12 protein-coding genes are annotated in these 15,865 nt (G+C 64.8%); 10 read left to right on the top strand and 2 right to left on the bottom strand.

What is annotated here, in order from left to right:
• Positions 1–1,947, bottom strand: coding sequence for a SurA N-terminal domain-containing protein (locus ACTJI5_RS01640; protein WP_440859178.1), 1,947 nt, complete (start codon positions 1,945–1,947; stop codon positions 1–3).
• 182 nt (positions 1,948–2,129) lie between these two features.
• On the opposite strand from ACTJI5_RS01640, the gene tpiA reads away from it, so the two are divergent.
• The 10 genes from tpiA (at position 2,130) to ACTJI5_RS01590 (ending at position 14,672) form a co-directional block, all read left to right on the top strand.
• Positions 2,130–2,879 (top strand): triose-phosphate isomerase, encoded by a 750-nt coding sequence (gene tpiA / locus ACTJI5_RS01635; protein WP_440859177.1) that lies wholly within the window; start codon positions 2,130–2,132, stop codon positions 2,877–2,879.
• 224 nt (positions 2,880–3,103) lie between these two features.
• Complete coding sequence (gene secG, locus ACTJI5_RS01630; protein WP_440859176.1) at positions 3,104–3,547, top strand: preprotein translocase subunit SecG; 444 nt, start codon at positions 3,104–3,106, stop codon at positions 3,545–3,547.
• A gap of 108 nt (positions 3,548–3,655) precedes the next feature.
• Entirely contained in the window at positions 3,656–5,287 is a 1,632-nt protein-coding gene (locus ACTJI5_RS01625) for a CTP synthase (protein ID WP_058538500.1), read from the top strand.
• A 25-nt stretch (positions 5,288–5,312) separates the two neighbouring features.
• The gene (locus ACTJI5_RS01620) at positions 5,313–5,996 is read left to right on the top strand and encodes a Crp/Fnr family transcriptional regulator (RefSeq protein WP_037515365.1); all 684 of its coding nucleotides are present in this window, start codon (positions 5,313–5,315) and stop codon (positions 5,994–5,996) included.
• A gap of 450 nt (positions 5,997–6,446) precedes the next feature.
• Positions 6,447–7,697, top strand: coding sequence for a lipoprotein-releasing ABC transporter permease subunit (locus ACTJI5_RS01615; protein ID WP_137888314.1), 1,251 nt, complete (start codon positions 6,447–6,449; stop codon positions 7,695–7,697).
• Complete coding sequence (locus tag ACTJI5_RS01610) at positions 7,690–8,367, top strand: ABC transporter ATP-binding protein (protein WP_310253651.1); 678 nt, start codon at positions 7,690–7,692, stop codon at positions 8,365–8,367. Before ACTJI5_RS01615 ends, ACTJI5_RS01610 begins: the two co-directional genes overlap by 8 nt.
• 133 nt (positions 8,368–8,500) lie before the next feature.
• Positions 8,501–8,977: a glutathione peroxidase gene (locus tag ACTJI5_RS01605; protein ID WP_058538503.1), complete on the top strand. Its 477-nt coding sequence runs from the start codon at positions 8,501–8,503 to the stop codon at positions 8,975–8,977.
• A 39-nt stretch (positions 8,978–9,016) separates the two neighbouring features.
• Complete coding sequence (gene dnaE / locus ACTJI5_RS01600; protein WP_440859175.1) at positions 9,017–12,502, top strand: DNA polymerase III subunit alpha; 3,486 nt, start codon at positions 9,017–9,019, stop codon at positions 12,500–12,502.
• 58 nt (positions 12,503–12,560) lie between these two features.
• Positions 12,561–12,968 carry a GFA family protein gene (locus tag ACTJI5_RS01595; protein ID WP_439512356.1) on the top strand — a complete coding sequence of 136 codons (408 nt, stop codon included), beginning with the start codon at positions 12,561–12,563 and terminating at the stop codon, positions 12,966–12,968.
• Between the two features lie 105 nt (positions 12,969–13,073).
• Positions 13,074–14,672, top strand: a complete 1,599-nt coding sequence (locus ACTJI5_RS01590; protein WP_440859281.1) for a long-chain fatty acid--CoA ligase — start codon at positions 13,074–13,076, stop codon at positions 14,670–14,672.
• On the opposite strand, the gene ACTJI5_RS01585 is transcribed toward ACTJI5_RS01590, so the two are convergent.
• A complete protein-coding gene (locus tag ACTJI5_RS01585) occupies positions 14,669–15,757 on the bottom strand; it encodes a PA0069 family radical SAM protein (RefSeq protein ID WP_440859174.1) in 1,089 nt (362 codons plus the stop codon). The genes ACTJI5_RS01590 and ACTJI5_RS01585 overlap by 4 nt on opposite strands.
• Between the last annotated feature and the right edge of the window lie 108 nt (positions 15,758–15,865).

Below are 15,865 nucleotides of genomic sequence, written 5' to 3'. Positions count from 1 at the left end.
TTATTCGGAGACCGGCGCGGTGCCGGTCAGCTCGGCACGCAGCTGGTTCACGAGATCCTTGTTGATCGTCACGCCGACGCGGCGCTTGGCTTCGGCGGCGAGCTGCTCGATCAGCTCGTTGCCGAAGGCGGGTGCGAGCGGCTGCGCGATCGCGGCGACGCGTGCGGGTTCGATCGACTTCGGATCGGGCCGCTGAACGTCGTTGAGCGCGATTACCATCCAGCCGCGGTTGCCGGGGATTTCGAGCGTCTTGACGCTGTTCTTCGCCATCGAGAAGAGCAGGGCGAGTTCGGGCGGAACGGGCTTGCCGCCAGCACCGAGTTCGGCACGGCGACCACCGATCGTCTGGACATTGCCGATGTTGGGGCCGGCGGCGACGACGGCTTCGTTCAGGCTCTTGCCGGCTTCGACCGCCTTGACGATCGCGCGCGCCTTGCCGCGGGCAACCTTCTGCCCCTCGGCAAAACGCCATTCGCTGAGCAGGTCGGCGCGGATCTGCGCGAACGGCGGCGGCGCGGCGGCGGTGATCGACTTCACCGCATAGACCGCGAATTTCTCGTTCTCGACGAGCGTCGCGATATGGCCTTCACCTTCGCCGGCGGCCTGGAAAGCCTGCGCGACGAGCGGCGCCAGTTCGGGCGCGGGGACGAAAGCGGGCTGGGCGGGGGCGCGGCCGCTGGGCAGGATCGCGGGCGTTTCGACCAACTGGAGCTTGCGGTCGGCGGCGATTTCCTCGACCGACGCGCCGCCGTTCACGGCATCCTGGATCGCGTTATAATAATCGACGATCGCCTCGTTCGCCTTGTTCTTGGCAAGTTCGGTGCGAATCTCGGCGCTGGCGTCGGCGAGGCTGCGCGCGGGCTTCGCGGTCACATCCTCGACGCGCGCGACGGTCCAGCCGAGGCCGGTCTGCGTCGGGCCGATCAGGTCGCCGGGCTTGGCGGCGAAGGCAGCCTTGGCCGCCGCGGCGCTGCTCGTTGCGGCATAGGCCGACTGGGTGAGGTCGCCGGTGGTCGAAGCCGAGAGGCCCGCGGCCTGCGCCGCGGCAGCGAGCGGGGTGCCGCCGCGAACCTTGGCGGCCAGCGCGGTCGCCGCCGCCTGATCGGGCACGATCACCTGCGCAAAGCGGCGCGTCTCGCTCGCGGCATATTGCGCGGCATTGTCCTTATAGACCTTGGCGATTTCGGCGTCGGTGACCGCGGGAACCGGCACCGCGGCGCGATCGAACAGCGCATACTGGACCACGCGGCGTTCGGGGACGGTGAACTTGGCCTTGTTCTGCGACAGATATGTCTTCAGCGCGGCGTCGCCGGGATCGGCGGTCGGCGCAAAGGGACTCGCCGGAATGAAGGTCGCCTGTCCGCGGCGCTGTTCCATCAAAAGCGCGGCGTAGGGCTGCGCCATGCCCGGCGCGATCCGCGGCATCATGGCGATCGGCGCGGCGAGCTGCTCGATCAGGAGCTGCTGGCGCAGGTCGCGGCGAAGCTGGGTTTCGGTGAGGCCGTTCTGGCGCAGGAAATTCTCGAAGACCTTCTGGTCGAACTTGCCCGACACGCCGGCAAAGGCGGGCAGATCGGCGATGCGCCCGTCGATCAGCCGCTTGCTGACGCTGAACCCCATGCCGGTTGCGAACTGGTCGAACGCGCTGCCTTCGACGAGTTGATCGAGCACCTGGTCGAGCCCGCCGCCTTCGACGAAAGCCGCCATCGTCAGCCCCGGCTGGCGCTGCCGCGCCTGGTCATAAGCCTGACGTGCCCGGTCGCGCAGTTCGCCGACGCCGATCTGTTCGCTGCCGACCTTGGCGACGTTGGCGCCGCCGAGCCCGCCGAAACTCGAATTGCCCGTCACATCGCCCAGCGCGAAGGCGAGGCCGACGAGGACGACGAAGCCGAGGGCAAGGAATTTGCCGATCGTCGAGGCAAACATGGCGCGGATAGCGGTAATCATGGAGCGGGCATTCTTTCCGGCAGGGCGCGGGTCACGCGCGATTGCGCGCTGCTTTAGGCGGGAGGCGGGGCCGCATCAAGGCCGGAAAGGGGCTTTATCGCCTGTGCGCGACGCGGCTTGCCTATCGCGCCTATGCGCCGCTAGGGCGAGGGCAAGGTTCGAATAGAGGGAGACGCAGACAAATGACGCGGCGCAAATATGTGGTCGGCAACTGGAAGATGAACGGGCTTTCGGCGGCAATCGGCGAAGCGCAGGCGATCTTCGCCGCGGCGGACGAGCATGCCGTCGTCGATGTAGCGATCTGCCCGCCCTTCACGCTGATCGGCGCCATGGTCGCCGCTGTGCCGGGCAAGGCGGTCGGCGGACAGGATTGCCACAGTGCTACGTCAGGCGCCTTCACCGGATCGGTCGCGGCGGAGATGCTCGCCGACATCGGCGCGAGCGTTGTGATCGTCGGGCATAGTGAGCGCCGCGAAGGTTTCGCCGAGAGCGACGACGATGTGCGCGCCAAGGCCGAAGCCGGCCTTGCCGCCGGCTTGTCGGTCATCCTGTGCGTCGGCGAACCGCGCGAGGTCCGCGAATCGGGCGGCGCGATCGACTATGTCCTCGCGCAGATCGCTGGATCGGTGCCGGAAAGCTTCGATCCGCACCGGCTGGCCATCGCTTATGAACCGATCTGGGCGATCGGGACCGGGCTTGTGCCGACGGTCGCCGATGTCGCGGCGATGCACGGCGCGATCCGCGGCGCGCTCGCGGCGCGGTTCGGCGGTGCGGCGGAGGATATGCGCATTCTTTACGGCGGGTCGGTCAATGGCGAGAACGCCGCCGAATTGCTCGGTGCCGGTGATGTCGATGGGGCGCTGGTTGGTGGCGCGAGCCTGACCGCCGCCAAGTTCGTGCCGATTGTGGCGGCGGCGGCGGGGTTGGGTTGACCCTGGTCCTCCCTGCCGCGAAGCGGTGGGGAGGGGGACCGTCCGCGTAGCGGATGGTGGAGGGGCAGCGTTATAGCCCCTCCGTCAGCGCTTCGCGCTGCCACCTCCCCACGGCTTCGCCGCAGGGAGGATCTTAGGAAGGTGGCTTGAAGCGAAGCCGCTTCGTCTCTATGTGCGCCGCGGGCGCGGTCCGTTTGAGGCCGCGCAAGTTCGGGAAAAATTTGATGTCCAGTCTCTTCACCTTCATCCTCGTCCTGCAGGCGCTCGTCGCTGCGGTGATGATCGGCGTCATTTTGATGCAGAAGTCGGAAGGTGGCGGTCTGGGCGTCGGCGGCAGCCCCGCGGGCCTGCTTTCGGCGCGCGGTGCGGCGGATTTCATGACCCGTGCGACGACGGTCCTCGCGACGGCCTTTGTCGCGCTGTCGATCGTGCTGGCGGCGATGGCCTCGGTTGGTCGCAGCGGCTCGACGATCGACACCTCGCTGTCGAAAACGGCGCAGACGAGCGGCGCGGCTCCGGCTTCGTCACTGACCGCTCCGGCGCAGCCTGCACCCGCTGGAACGGCGCCCGCGGTTGCGAGTGACGATCCGCTGGCGGCCGCAGCTGCAGCGGCATCGAGCCAGGAAGCCGCACCGGCACCGGCGCAGGCACCACCCGCCAAGAAATAACCGGCGGCTTCGGCCTCCACCTGTAACCCGCCCGGCGGAAAATATTTCCGCCGGATGCGATTCGACGGCTTGCGCCGTCCCCCTCCCGTTGAGTAAGTCTTTCCTCCCATGGCGCGGTTCATTTTTATCACCGGCGGCGTGGTCTCCTCGCTTGGCAAAGGTTTGATGGCGGCTAGCCTCGCCGCCTTGTTGCAAGCGCGCGGCTATCGCGTCCGTATCCGGAAATTCGATCCCTATCTGAACGTCGATCCCGGCACGATGTCGCCCTATCAGCACGGCGAGGTCTATGTGACCGACGACGGCGCCGAAACCGACCTCGATCTGGGGCATTATGAACGCTTTACCGGCGTTGCCGCGCGGCAGAGCGACAATGTCACCTCGGGCCGCATCTATCAGGGCATCATCGCCAAGGAGCGCCGCGGCGACTATCTGGGCGCGACGGTGCAGGTCGTTCCGCACGTCACCGACGCGATCAAGGAATTTGCGCGCGCCGAGATCGACGACCTCGATTTCGTGCTGTGCGAGATCGGCGGGACGGTCGGCGATATCGAATCGCTGCCCTTCATCGAGGCGATCCGCCAGCTCAAGAATGAAGAGGGACGCGAAAACGCGATCTCGGTCCATGTCACGCTGGTGCCGTACATCGCGGCCGCGGGCGAACTGAAAACCAAGCCGACGCAGCACAGCGTGCGCGAACTCGCGTCGCTGGGCGTCCAGCCCGACATCCTGCTCTGTCGCTGCGAAAAGCCGCTGCCCGAAAGCGAACGCGCGAAAATCGCGCTCTTCTGCAACGTCCGCAAGGAAGCGGTGATCCCGGCGCTCGACGCCGACAGCATCTATTCGGTCCCGGTCCAGTACCATGGCGAAGGGCTGGACACAGAGGTTTTGCGCGCGTTCGGCATCCACGACGCGCCCGCGCCCGATCTGTCGCGCTGGTACGACATCATGGACCGCAAGCAGCACCCCGAAGGCGAAGTCACGATCGGCGTCGTCGGCAAATATGTGTCGCTGCCCGACGCGTATAAGTCGCTCAACGAAGCACTGGTCCACGGTGGCATGGCGCACCGCGTCAAGGTCAACATCCGCTGGCTCGACGCCGAAATGTTCGAGCGCGACGAGGATCTCGCCGCCAATCTCGAACCGATGCACGGCATTCTCGTCCCGGGCGGCTTCGGCGAACGCGGGTCCGAAGGCAAGATTTCGAGCGTCCGCTTCGCGCGCGAACGCAATGTGCCCTTCTTCGGCATCTGCCTCGGCATGCAGATGGCGTGCATCGAGGGCGCGCGAAACACGAGCGGCATCGCCGACGCGTCGAGCACCGAATTCGGCCCGACCGACGAGCCCGTCGTCGGGATGATCACCGAATGGATGAGCGACGAAGGCTTGCAGAAGCGCGGCGCCGACACCGATCTGGGCGGCACGATGCGCCTTGGCGCCTATGAGGCGAAACTGTCGCCGAACAGCCATGTCGCGAGCGTATATGGCGCGAACGACATCAGCGAGCGCCATCGCCACCGCTACGAGGTCAATAACGCCTATCGCGAAAGCCTGGAGAAGGGCGGTCTCGTCTTTTCGGGCATGTCGCCCGACGGCATGCTGCCGGAAATCGTTGAGCGCCCGGACCATCCGTGGTTTATCGGGGTGCAGTTCCATCCGGAACTCAAGTCGAAGCCGTTCGATCCGCATCCCTTGTTCGCGGGTTTCATCGAAGCGGCGGTGAAGCAGAGCCGGCTGGTCTAGCGCCGGGAAAAAGGGGTGTAGGGGCATGGATCACGCGAGACTCGCCGAGTTGCAGGGCCCCGACAGCATCTTTTCCGGGCTCTCGGTCGAAGATTGGGCCGAAATCGCCAGCCGCGCGGTGCAGGTCAATTTCGTCAAGGGCAAGGAATTGCTCGTCCAGGGCGACCCGGGCGACATGATGCTGATCCTGACCGAAGGCACCGCGCGTGTGTCGATGCTGACCTCGGGCGGGCGCGAAATCGTGCTCGCCTATGCCGAACCCGGCGCGATACTGGGCGAGATCGCGCTGCTCGACGGCGGCGAGCGCACCGCATCGGTGACCGCGACGAGCGCGGGAAGCGCGCTCCAGCTTGGCCGCAATGCGCTCAAGGATTTCGCCGCCAGCCATCCCGAATTCGCCTGGTCGCTGATGCAGCAGCTCGCACGGCGCCTGCGCACTGCCGATCAGACGATCGAAAGCGACCGTGCTTACGCGTCGGGACCGCGGCTTGCGCGTTACCTCAAGCGCCTGATTCGCAAGGATGTCGAGGCATCGCAGCGCGTCGAACTCAGCCAGACCGAACTCGGCAATTTTGCCGGGATGAGCCGCGAGCATATCAACCGCCAGCTCAAGAGCTGGGAGGAATCGGGGGTGATTTCGCTCGAGCAGGGGCGCGTGCGCGTGCTCGATGCCGATATGCTCGAGGATATTAGCGAGAGCGAGGGGTAACAAAAGCTCGTCATTCCCGCGAAAGCGGGAACCTAGCGAGCCAGCGTCACAACTGGGTTCCCGCTTTCGCGGGAATGACGATGTTGGAGCTCGTTATGATCGGCCCTGAATCACAACGCCCGGGCCTCGCTTTGCGAAACCCGGGCGCCTGTGACGAACACTCGCCATCCCCCTTTGTTGCAGGCCTGGCGAAAGGCCTGCACTCCCTGGAGCCGGGCCTTTGGGCCGCGTTGAACCAGAAGCAGCGTGGGTAGGTCCGCGGGGGGGCTTTGTCACTCTCTGACGGGCAGTTGGTCCTGCTTTTGCCGGGCGCTGTGACCTATCGGCAACACATTCAGCAAATCATTTGCGGTTTGACGCCATGCCGGCGACCATTGCCAGCGGTGGCAGGGCTGCCTAAAGCGGCGCTATGCGTGTCATTCCTCATGCGCCGCAAAGGCACATCGCTCCATGATCCTGCGTCCGTACGAACGCACCATCTTCAAACGCTATATGCTTCCGCAGCGCGGCGAAGGGTTCATCTTCGTCGCGGCGGCGTTCAGCTTCACAGCCGTCATGCTCGGCGTCGCAGCGCTGGTGATCGTGATGAGCGTGATGAACGGCGTGCGCAGCGACCTGTTCGACAAGATCGTCGGCCTCAACGGCCATGCGGTCGTGCAGGGCTTTGGCGGGCGGCTCGACGACTGGCAGGACGTGCTGAAGCAGGCAAAAGCGACGCCCGGCGTCGTTTCGGCGACGCCGCTGATCGAGCAGCCCCTGCTCGGAAGCTTCAGCGGGCGCGTCGAAGGGATATTGGTGCGCGGCATGCTGGTGCCCGACATCCGCAACAACGAAACACTGAATGGTAAGGTGCTGCAAGGCAGTCTCGATACGCTGACCCCCGGTTCGGGCAATATCGCAATCGGCAGCGAACTGGCGCGCAATCTGGGCGCGACGGTTGGATCGAACCTGACGATCATCAATCCGCAAGGGCGCTCGACCCCTTTCGGCACCGTGCCACGCGAGATCAGCTATCGGATTACCGCGATTTTCGAGATCGGCGTCTATGATTTCGACAAGGCCTATGTCGTCATGCCGATGGAAGATGCCCAATTGCTTCTGCTAACCGGCGACCAGGTCGGCATGATCGAGGTGAAGACCAGCGATCCCGACAAGGTCGGCGAAATATTGCGGCCGCTCGCCGAAAAGGTCGCGGCGCAGGCGGTCGTGTCCGACTGGCGTTCGATGAACGCGAGCCTGTTCGAGGCGCTGTCGATCGAGCGCGTCGCGATGTTCGTGATCCTGTCGCTGATCATCCTCGTCGCCGCATTCAACATCGTCTCGTCGCTGATCATGCTCGTGCGCGCAAAGACGCGTGACATGGCGATATTGCGCACGATGGGCGCGCCGCGCGACGCGGTGATGCGTATCTTCATGGCGATAGGGCTTTCGATCGGTGTTGCGGGAACGATCGCCGGGATGATCGTCGGTTTCTCGCTGCTCTATTTCCGCCAGGGCGTGCTGCGCGGGGTCGAGTTCCTGACCGGCCAGCCGCTGTGGGATCCGTCGATCCGTTTCCTTACCGAACTGCCGTCGAAGCCCGATCCGTTCGAGATTACAGCGATCGTCATCATGGTGATCGTCTTCAGCTTCCTCGCGACGCTCTATCCTGCATATAAAGCCGCCAATACCGACCCCGTGCAGGTGCTGCGTTATGAGTGACAAGGTTCTGGAGCTTCACGCACTGAAGCGCAGCTTCACGCAGGGCGACGTCACCATCGACGTGCTGCGCGGGGTCGATGCCCATCTGAAACGCGGCGAAATCGTCGCGCTGCTCGGGCCGTCGGGGTCGGGCAAGTCAACGATGCTGCAGGCCGTGGGCCTGCTCGAAGGCGGGTTCGACGGGACGATCAGCATCGATGGCCATGACGTGACGCGATACGATCAGGGCGAGCGAACGAAGACGCGGCGCGAGAAGATCGGCTTCGTCTATCAATTCCATCACCTGCTCCCCGATTTCAACGCGATCGAGAATGTGATCCTGCCGCAGCTGATCCGCGGGGCGGGGCAGGCCGAGGCCGAGGAACGCGCGGCCGACTTGCTCGGGCGGCTGGGACTGGGCGAGCGCTTGCAGCACAAACCAAGCAAGCTGTCGGGCGGCGAGCAGCAGCGCGTCGCGGTGGCGCGCGCGCTGGCCAACCGGCCCCTGCTGGTGCTCGCCGACGAACCGACGGGCAATCTCGACGAGGCGACGGCCGATCGCGTGTTCGACCAGTTCGTCAAGCTCGTGCGCGACCATGGCTCGGCGGCGCTGGTCGCGACGCACAACGAGCGGCTCGCGGCGCGGATGGACCGCGTGCTGCGCTTGCACGATGGGCGGATCGAGGCGTAGGCTCGCCAGAGCTATTACAGACCCAGTTTCCGTTCGCATCGAGCGAAGTCGAGATGCCCATCGATCAAGCGCCAAACTGAGGGGTGTCTCGACTTCGCTCGACACGAACGGATTGGTCAGAAGGGGACGGACTATGGCATTATACGATCTTTCGGCGAAGCTGCCCGGCGGCGGCACGCAATCGCTGGCGGACTATCGCGGCAAGGTGCTGCTGATCGTCAACACCGCGTCGAAATGCGGCTTCACCCCGCAATATGAGGGGCTGGAAGAGCTCTACCGCGACTATAAGGACCGCGGGCTCGAGATCCTTGCCTTTCCGTGCAACCAGTTCGGCGCGCAGGAGCCCGGCGATGCGGCGGAAATCGCGAATTTCTGTTCGCTGACCTATGATGTCAGCTTTCCTTTGATGGCCAAGATTGACGTCAATGGCGACGACGCCGATCCGATCTTCAAGCATCTGAAGAAGGAAAAGACCGGTCTCCTCGGCAGCGGGATCAAGTGGAATTTCACCAAATTCCTGGTTGGTCGCGATGGCAAGACGGTGTCGCGCCACGCGCCGACGACGAAGCCCGAACAATTGCGCAAAGAGATTGAGGAACTGCTGGGTTAACCCTTGGCAGAATCGGTGCTGTCACTGTAGCGTCATCCGATGGCCTTCAGCCCCTTTGTCCCCCTTCGCGTCTTTTCCAGCTACACGATGCTCGAAGGGGCGATCGAGCCCAAGTTGATCGCCAAGGCGGCCCGCGAACGCGGGTTTCCGGCGATCGCGGTCGCCGATCGCAACGGGCTTTACGGCGTCATGGCATTTGGCGAGGCGTGCAAGGCGGCGGGGGTGCAGCCGATCGTCGGCACGCTGCTGAGCGTCGCACGCCCCGGACAGCGCCTCGCGAACGGCGCTCCGATCATCGACTGGCTCGCGCTCTATGCGCAGGACAATGCCGGATATGACAATCTATGCGCGCTCGTGTCGGCGGCGCATCTCGGCCGTCCGGTCGAGCAGGACCCGCATGTGCTGCTGTCCGACATCGCGGGCAGGACCGACGGGCTGATCTGCCTCACCGGCGGCGGCGAGGGTGCGCTCGCGCGATTGCTCGCGGGCGAGCAGAAGAGCGCGGCCGAGGATTATGTCGAGCAATTGGAAGCGCTGTTCGGCGGGCGGCTCTATATCGAATTGTCGCGGCGCGGCGACGCAACCGAGGTCGCGGCCGAAGCGGCGCTGATCGATCTGGCCTATGCGCGCGCGCTGCCGATCGTTGCGACGAACCCGGCGAATTTCGTCGAACCGAACTTCCATCCCGCGCACGACGCGATGCTGTGTATCGCGCAGTCGGCCTATGTCGAGAGCGAGGACCGGCGCGTTTCGAGCCCCGAAGCCTGGCTGAAACCCGCCGAAGCGATGGAAGACGCCTTCTCGGACCTGCCCGAGGCAATCCGCAACAGTTTGGTCGTCGCGCAGCGCTGCGCGTTCATGGCGCCGAAGCGCGCGCCGATCCTGCCAAGCCTCGCGGGCGACCGCGAGGGCGAGGCGGCGCAGCTTGCACAGGATGCGCGCGCGGGGCTGGAGGCACGGCTCGCGCTCTATCCCGACCTCGGCGAAGACGAACGAAACGCCTATATCGCACGGCTCGATTTCGAGGTTGGCGTCATCGTCCAAATGGGCTTCCCCGGCTACTTCCTGATCGTTGCCGACTTCATCAAATGGGCGAAAAATCACGACATTCCGGTGGGTCCCGGGCGCGGCTCGGGCGCGGGCAGCGTCGTCGCCTGGGCGCTGACGATCACCGACCTCGATCCACTGAAGCTCGGCCTGCTGTTCGAACGCTTCCTCAATCCCGAACGCGTGTCGATGCCCGACTTCGACATCGACTTCTGCGAAACGCGGCGGGGCGAAGTGATCCGCTATGTGCAGGAGAAATATGGCCGGGACACGGTGGCGCAGATCATCACCTTCGGTAAGCTGAAGGCGCGCGCGGTGCTCAAGGACACCGGGCGCGTGCTCCAGATGAGCTATGGCCAGGTCGACCGGCTCGCGAAGCTGGTGCCGAACCATCCGACCGACCCGTGGACGCTCGAACGCGCGCTGAACGGCGTCGCCGAGCTGATGACCGAATATAAGCAGGACGACGGGGTGCGGCGCCTGTTCGATATGGCGCGCCAATTGGAAGGCCTGCCGCGGCACAGCTCTACCCATGCCGCGGGTGTGGTGATCGGCGACCGCCCGCTCGACCAGCTCGTCCCGCTCTATCGCGATCCGCGTTCGGACATGCCGGTGACACAGTTCGACATGAAATATGTCGAGAGCGCGGGGCTGGTAAAATTCGACTTCCTCGGGCTCAAGACTTTGTCGGTGCTCAAGGAGGCGCGACGCCTGCTCGCGCTGCGCGGGATCGACGTCGATCTCGACACGCTGGCGTGGGACGATACCGCGGTTTACGAGCTGCTCCAGCGCGGCGAGACGGTCGGGGTGTTCCAGCTGGAATCCGAAGGCATGCGGCGCACGCTGTCGGCGGTGAAACCGACCAATTTCGGCGACATCATCGCGCTCGTCGCGCTCTACCGTCCTGGTCCGATGGACAATATCCCGCTGTTCGGCGCGCGTAAGAACGGGCGCGAGGCGATCGCCTATCCGCACCCGCTGCTCGAAGGCATCCTTGCCGAAACCTATGGCATTTTCGTCTATCAGGAACAGGTGATGCAGGCGGCGCAGATCCTGGCGGGCTACAGTCTCGGCGGCGCCGACCTGCTGCGCCGCGCGATGGGCAAGAAGGTCCAGGCCGAAATGGACGCGCAGCGCGAGACCTTTGTGAAGGGCTGCGGCGAGCATAACCAGATCGCTCCCAAGGCGGCGAACGAGCTGTTCGACTTGATCGACAAGTTCGCGGGCTATGGTTTCAACAAGAGCCACGCCGCCGCCTATGCGCTGCTGTCGTACCAGACCGCGTGGCTGAAGGCGCATTATCCGCACGAATTCTTCGCGGCATCGATGTCGTTCGATAGCCACCAGACCGACAAATTGTCGATCTTCATCGACGATATGCGGCGCCTCGACGTCGGAATCGCGCCGCCGTCGGTCAACGACAGCGAAGCCGATTTCTCGGTCGGCCGCAACGACGATGGGCTGACGGTCCGTTACGCGCTCGGCGCGCTCAAGGGTGTCGGCGAAAAGGCGATGGAGGCACTCGTCGCCGAGCGTGCCAAGGGCGATTTTGCATCGCTCGACGATTTCGCGAGCCGCATCGATCCCAAGCTGCTCAACCGGCGCCAGATCGAAGCGCTGGCGGGCGCAGGGGCGTTCGATCCTGTCGAGCCCGACCGTCCACGCGCCTTTGCCGGCGCCGAAAGCCTGCTCGCCTGCGCGAACAGTTCGGCGCACGAACGCTCGACCGGGCAGGGCGGCCTGTTCGGCGGCGATATCGCGATCGCCCCGGCGTTGCAGCTGCCCGCCGCCGAGCCGTGGACGCTCGCTGAACGCATGACGCGCGAGAAGGACGCCTTCGGCTTCTATTTCTCGTCGCATCCAGTCGAGCAATATGAGGCCATCGTCGCGGCGCGCGGCGCGCGGTCCTATGGCGACATCTGCGCCAATGTCGAAATGACGCCGGGTACGCGCATTCCGATGACGATGGCGGGCATGGTCGAAAGCGCGCGGCCGCGCGTGTCGCAGCGCGGCAATCGTTTCCTCAACCTGACGCTTTCCGACCGCAGCGGGCAATTCCAGTCGAGTTGTTTCGACGAACAGGCCGGCAAGATATTGGAAGCACTCGCGGCCGACGGCGGCTGCGCGATCCTGTCGGTCGAGCTCGACCTGCTCGAGGGCGAAGAAACGCCGCGCGTCACGGTACGCGGCGCGCAGCCGCTGGCCGAAATGGCGGCGACCGCGGCGCTGGAACTGACATGCCGCGTCGCATTGCCCGATGCGATCGCGGAGATGGCGCGCCTGCTCGAGCGGCGCGACGATGCGCGCGGCCGCGTGTTCGTTCTGACCGAGGATCCCGACACCGGCGACGAACTTCGCATCAACCTCGGCCGCGGTTTCGCGCTGGGTCCTGATCTCGTCTCGCGGTTCGAAACGGTCGCGGGTGTCAGCGACGTGACGCTGTCGCTGTTCACTCCCAAGGATTTTCGGGCGCGTTAGCGATCCACGGTCGCCGCGCTCCTTCGGTAACTATCCAGCATGAAACAGGAGGTACGGAATGACCCGAACGATTGCCGGCGCATGTCTTTGCGGTGCGGTCAGTTTCGAGATTGTCGGCGAATTTCACGCCTTCTATCTTTGCCATTGCTCGCGATGCCGCAAGGGTAGCGGGTCGGCGCATGGCGCAAACCTGTTCTCCGCAACGGCAAAGCTCAGCTGGTTGTCGGGAGAGGACAAGGTGAAATCCTATCACCTTCCCGCGACCCGCCATCAAAGAGACTTTTGCACCGATTGCGGGTCGGGACTGCCGCGCGAAGTGATGAAGGGAGCGATGCTCGTCGTCCCGGCCGGAAGCATCGACAGCGCGATCGATATCCGGCCGACCGCGCATATCTGTTGTGACAGCCGCGCCGGATGGGACGCCGATCTGGAAACGGTTCCAAAGATCGGCGGGCTTCCCGGCTGATCGCGTCGCAGTTTTCGCGCCGACCGATCCGTTGACGCTTGCGTAAACCGCATTCCTCGCCTTATCCCTAGGGCAAAGAAATGAGAGGAATGCCTGATGTCCGGAATGCAGAGCCAGCCGCTGCTGGTCACCAGCCTGATCGACCATGCCGCGCGCGAACATGCGAACCGCGAGATCGTGTCGCGTTGGGCCGATGGCAGCGTGACACGCACCACGTGGGGCGAGGTCGGGACGGATGCGCGCCGTTTCGCCGCGGCGATGACGCGGTTGGGGATGAACAAGGGCGACCGCATCGCGACGCTGGCGATGAACCATGGGCATCATCTCGTCAGCTGGTACGGCAGCGCGGGGATGGGCGGGGTGCTTCATACGGTGAACCCCCGGCTGTTCGACGAGCAGCTCGTCTATATCGTCAACCATGCCGACGACCGCGTGCTGTTGTTCGATGCGATGTTCCTGCCGATCGTCGAGCGGCTGCGCCCGCAGTTGCCAACGGTCGAGCATTTCATCCTGTTCGATGGCCCGGCTCGCGAAGGCTATCTCTCGTACCGCGACCTGATCGACGCCGAGGACGGCAGCTTCGAATGGGTGCAGCTCGACGAGCGCGATCCGGTCGGGCTTTGCTATACGAGCGGGACGACGGGCAATCCCAAGGGCGTGCTCTACGAACATCGCTCGAACGTCATCCATGCGATCACCGAGATCCAGCCCGACGTCTTCGGCCTGTCGAACCGCAGCGTGATTCTGCCGATCGTGCCGATGTTCCATGCCAACAGCTGGGGCGTGCCCTTTGCCGCTGCGACGGTCGGGGCCAAGCTGGTGTTCTCGGCGACCAACGACGCGCAGGTGCTGTGCGACCTGATGCACGACGAGGGAGTCACCCACAGCGCCGGTGTACCGACGGTGTGGATCGCGATGTTCGCGCATATGGATGCGACCGGCATCGGTTACGGCAAGCTCGAACGCGTGATCATCGGCGGATCGGCGGCGCCGCGCGCGATGATCGAACGCTTCATGCGGGCGGGAATCGCGGTCGGTCATGCGTGGGGGATGACCGAAACCAGCCCGATCGGGACGATGGGCAAGCGGCCGTGGAACTGGGACGAGCTGAGCTTCGATGAACAGGTCGACATCGTGTGCCGCCAGGGCTGCCCGCCGTTCGGGGTCGAGTTGCGCATCGTCGACGACGAGGACAAGGATTTGCCGCGCGACGGAGTGACCAGCGGGCGGCTACAGTGCCGCGGACCGTGGATCATCCAGCGCTATTTCAAGGCCGATGGGGATGCCGCCGATGGCGACGGCTGGTTCGACACCGGCGATGTCGCGGTGCTGCATCCCGACGGGGTCATGCAGATCACCGACCGCGCCAAGGATGTGATCAAGTCGGGCGGGGAGTGGATCAGCTCGATCGAGCTGGAAAATGCTGCGGTGGGTGCGCCCGGGGTGCAGGAGGCGGCTGCGGTCGGCGTCTATCACCCGAAATGGGACGAACGGCCGATCCTGTTGATCGTCAAAAAGCCGGGGTCCGAGGTGAGCGAGGCGGCGATCGTCGAATACCTCAAGGACAAGGTCGCCAAATGGTGGCTGCCCGACGAGATCGTCTTTGTCGACGAACTGCCGCACACGGCGACGGGCAAGATTTTGAAACGCCAGATCCGCGACGATTATAAGGATTACAAGCTGAAGTCGCTGGTGGGCGCCTAGAACAGCTCCATCTGCCCGTCGCGTTCAGGTGGACGGAACAGGTCGCTCCGGATGGGCGGAAAGCTCCGGTCCATGCCATGTTCGCGGGCGGCGCGTTTGACGCGGGTGCGGATGAGCTGCGCCCAGACGCCGTGGCCCCGCATGCGCGTGAAGAATTCGGGGTCATTGTCGCGGCCGCCGCGGATGTCCTGCACCATATGCATCACCTTGTCGGCGCGGTCGGGATAATGCGCCGCGAGCCATGCGCGGAACAAGGGCGCGACCTCGAAGGGCAGGCGCATCAATATATAGGATGCGCGGATTGCCCCGGCTTCGGCTGCGGCAGCCATGATTGCCTCGATCTCATAATCGGTGATCGCGGGGATGATCGGCGAGATATTGACCTGCGTCGGCACGCCCGCATCGATCAGCTTGCGGATCGTGGCAAGGCGGCGGCGCGGGTGCGGTGCGCGGGGTTCGAGCGTGCGCGCGATGGCAGGGTCGAGCGTCGTCACCGACACCGCGACCCCAATCAGATTGTCGCGCGCCATGTCGGCGAGCAGGTCGATATCGCGCAGGACGCGGTCGGACTTGGTGGTGATGATCAGCGGGTGGCGCGTTTCGGCAAGAACTTCGACGATCGAACGGGTGATGCCCCAGTCGCGCTCGATCGGCTGGTAGCCGTCGGTGTTGGTGCCGATCGCCAGCGGCGCCGGCGTATAGCCGCGCTTTGCCAGTTCGGCGCGCAGCAGCTTTGCGGCGTCGGGTTTGGCGAAGAGTTTGCTTTCGAAATCGAGCCCCGGTGACAGGTCGTGAAACGCATGAGTCGGGCGCGCGAAGCAATAGATGCAGCCATGCTCGCAGCCGCGATAGGGATTGATCGAGCGGTCGAAGCTGATGTCGGGCGATTTGTTGCGCGAAATGATCGTTTTCGGGTGCTCGACCGTGACCGTCGTGCGCAGCGGCGGGGCGTCGCCGTCTATCTCCTCCGCTGCGTCGAGCCAGTCGCCGTCGAGAACGCGCTCGGCCGATCCGGTGCGCGTCGGCCGCAAATTGGTCGGCGCGCCGCGGCCCGCGATCGGGGGGAGGGGTTTGGGCGATTCCATCGGGCCAAACTACGCGCCCGGTGAGAACAAATAAAGAACATTCTCATCACCCCCGCGAAGGCCGGGGCCGCTATCGGCCTTGCGCTGCGTCGCCAGCGGCCCCCGCCT

The sequence above is a fragment of the Sphingopyxis sp. 22461 genome (assembly GCF_052044915.1).
In the GTDB taxonomy this organism is placed as follows: Bacteria; Pseudomonadota; Alphaproteobacteria; order Sphingomonadales; family Sphingomonadaceae; genus Sphingopyxis.
This window is presented reverse-complemented; position numbering and strand designations above follow the sequence as displayed.

Bases quoted from the DNA above. Each gene is read 5' to 3' on its own strand.
- ACTJI5_RS01615 (WP_137888314.1), top strand. From the start codon at position 6,447: ATGATCCTGCGTCCGTACGAACGCACCATCTTCAAACGCTATATGCTT.
- ACTJI5_RS01640 (WP_440859178.1), bottom strand. From the start codon at position 1,947: ATGATTACCGCTATCCGCGCCATGTTTGCCTCGACGATCGGCAAATTC.
- dnaE (WP_440859175.1), top strand. From the start codon at position 9,017: ATGGCCTTCAGCCCCTTTGTCCCCCTTCGCGTCTTTTCCAGCTACACG.
- ACTJI5_RS01610 (WP_310253651.1), top strand. From the start codon at position 7,690: ATGAGTGACAAGGTTCTGGAGCTTCACGCACTGAAGCGCAGCTTCACG.
- ACTJI5_RS01620 (WP_037515365.1), top strand. From the start codon at position 5,313: ATGGATCACGCGAGACTCGCCGAGTTGCAGGGCCCCGACAGCATCTTT.
- ACTJI5_RS01605 (WP_058538503.1), top strand. From the start codon at position 8,501: ATGGCATTATACGATCTTTCGGCGAAGCTGCCCGGCGGCGGCACGCAA.
- ACTJI5_RS01595 (WP_439512356.1), top strand. From the start codon at position 12,561: ATGACCCGAACGATTGCCGGCGCATGTCTTTGCGGTGCGGTCAGTTTC.
- tpiA (WP_440859177.1), top strand. From the start codon at position 2,130: ATGACGCGGCGCAAATATGTGGTCGGCAACTGGAAGATGAACGGGCTT.
- ACTJI5_RS01625 (WP_058538500.1), top strand. From the start codon at position 3,656: ATGGCGCGGTTCATTTTTATCACCGGCGGCGTGGTCTCCTCGCTTGGC.
- secG (WP_440859176.1), top strand. From the start codon at position 3,104: ATGTCCAGTCTCTTCACCTTCATCCTCGTCCTGCAGGCGCTCGTCGCT.
- ACTJI5_RS01585 (WP_440859174.1), bottom strand. From the start codon at position 15,757: ATGGAATCGCCCAAACCCCTCCCCCCGATCGCGGGCCGCGGCGCGCCG.
- ACTJI5_RS01590 (WP_440859281.1), top strand. From the start codon at position 13,074: ATGCAGAGCCAGCCGCTGCTGGTCACCAGCCTGATCGACCATGCCGCG.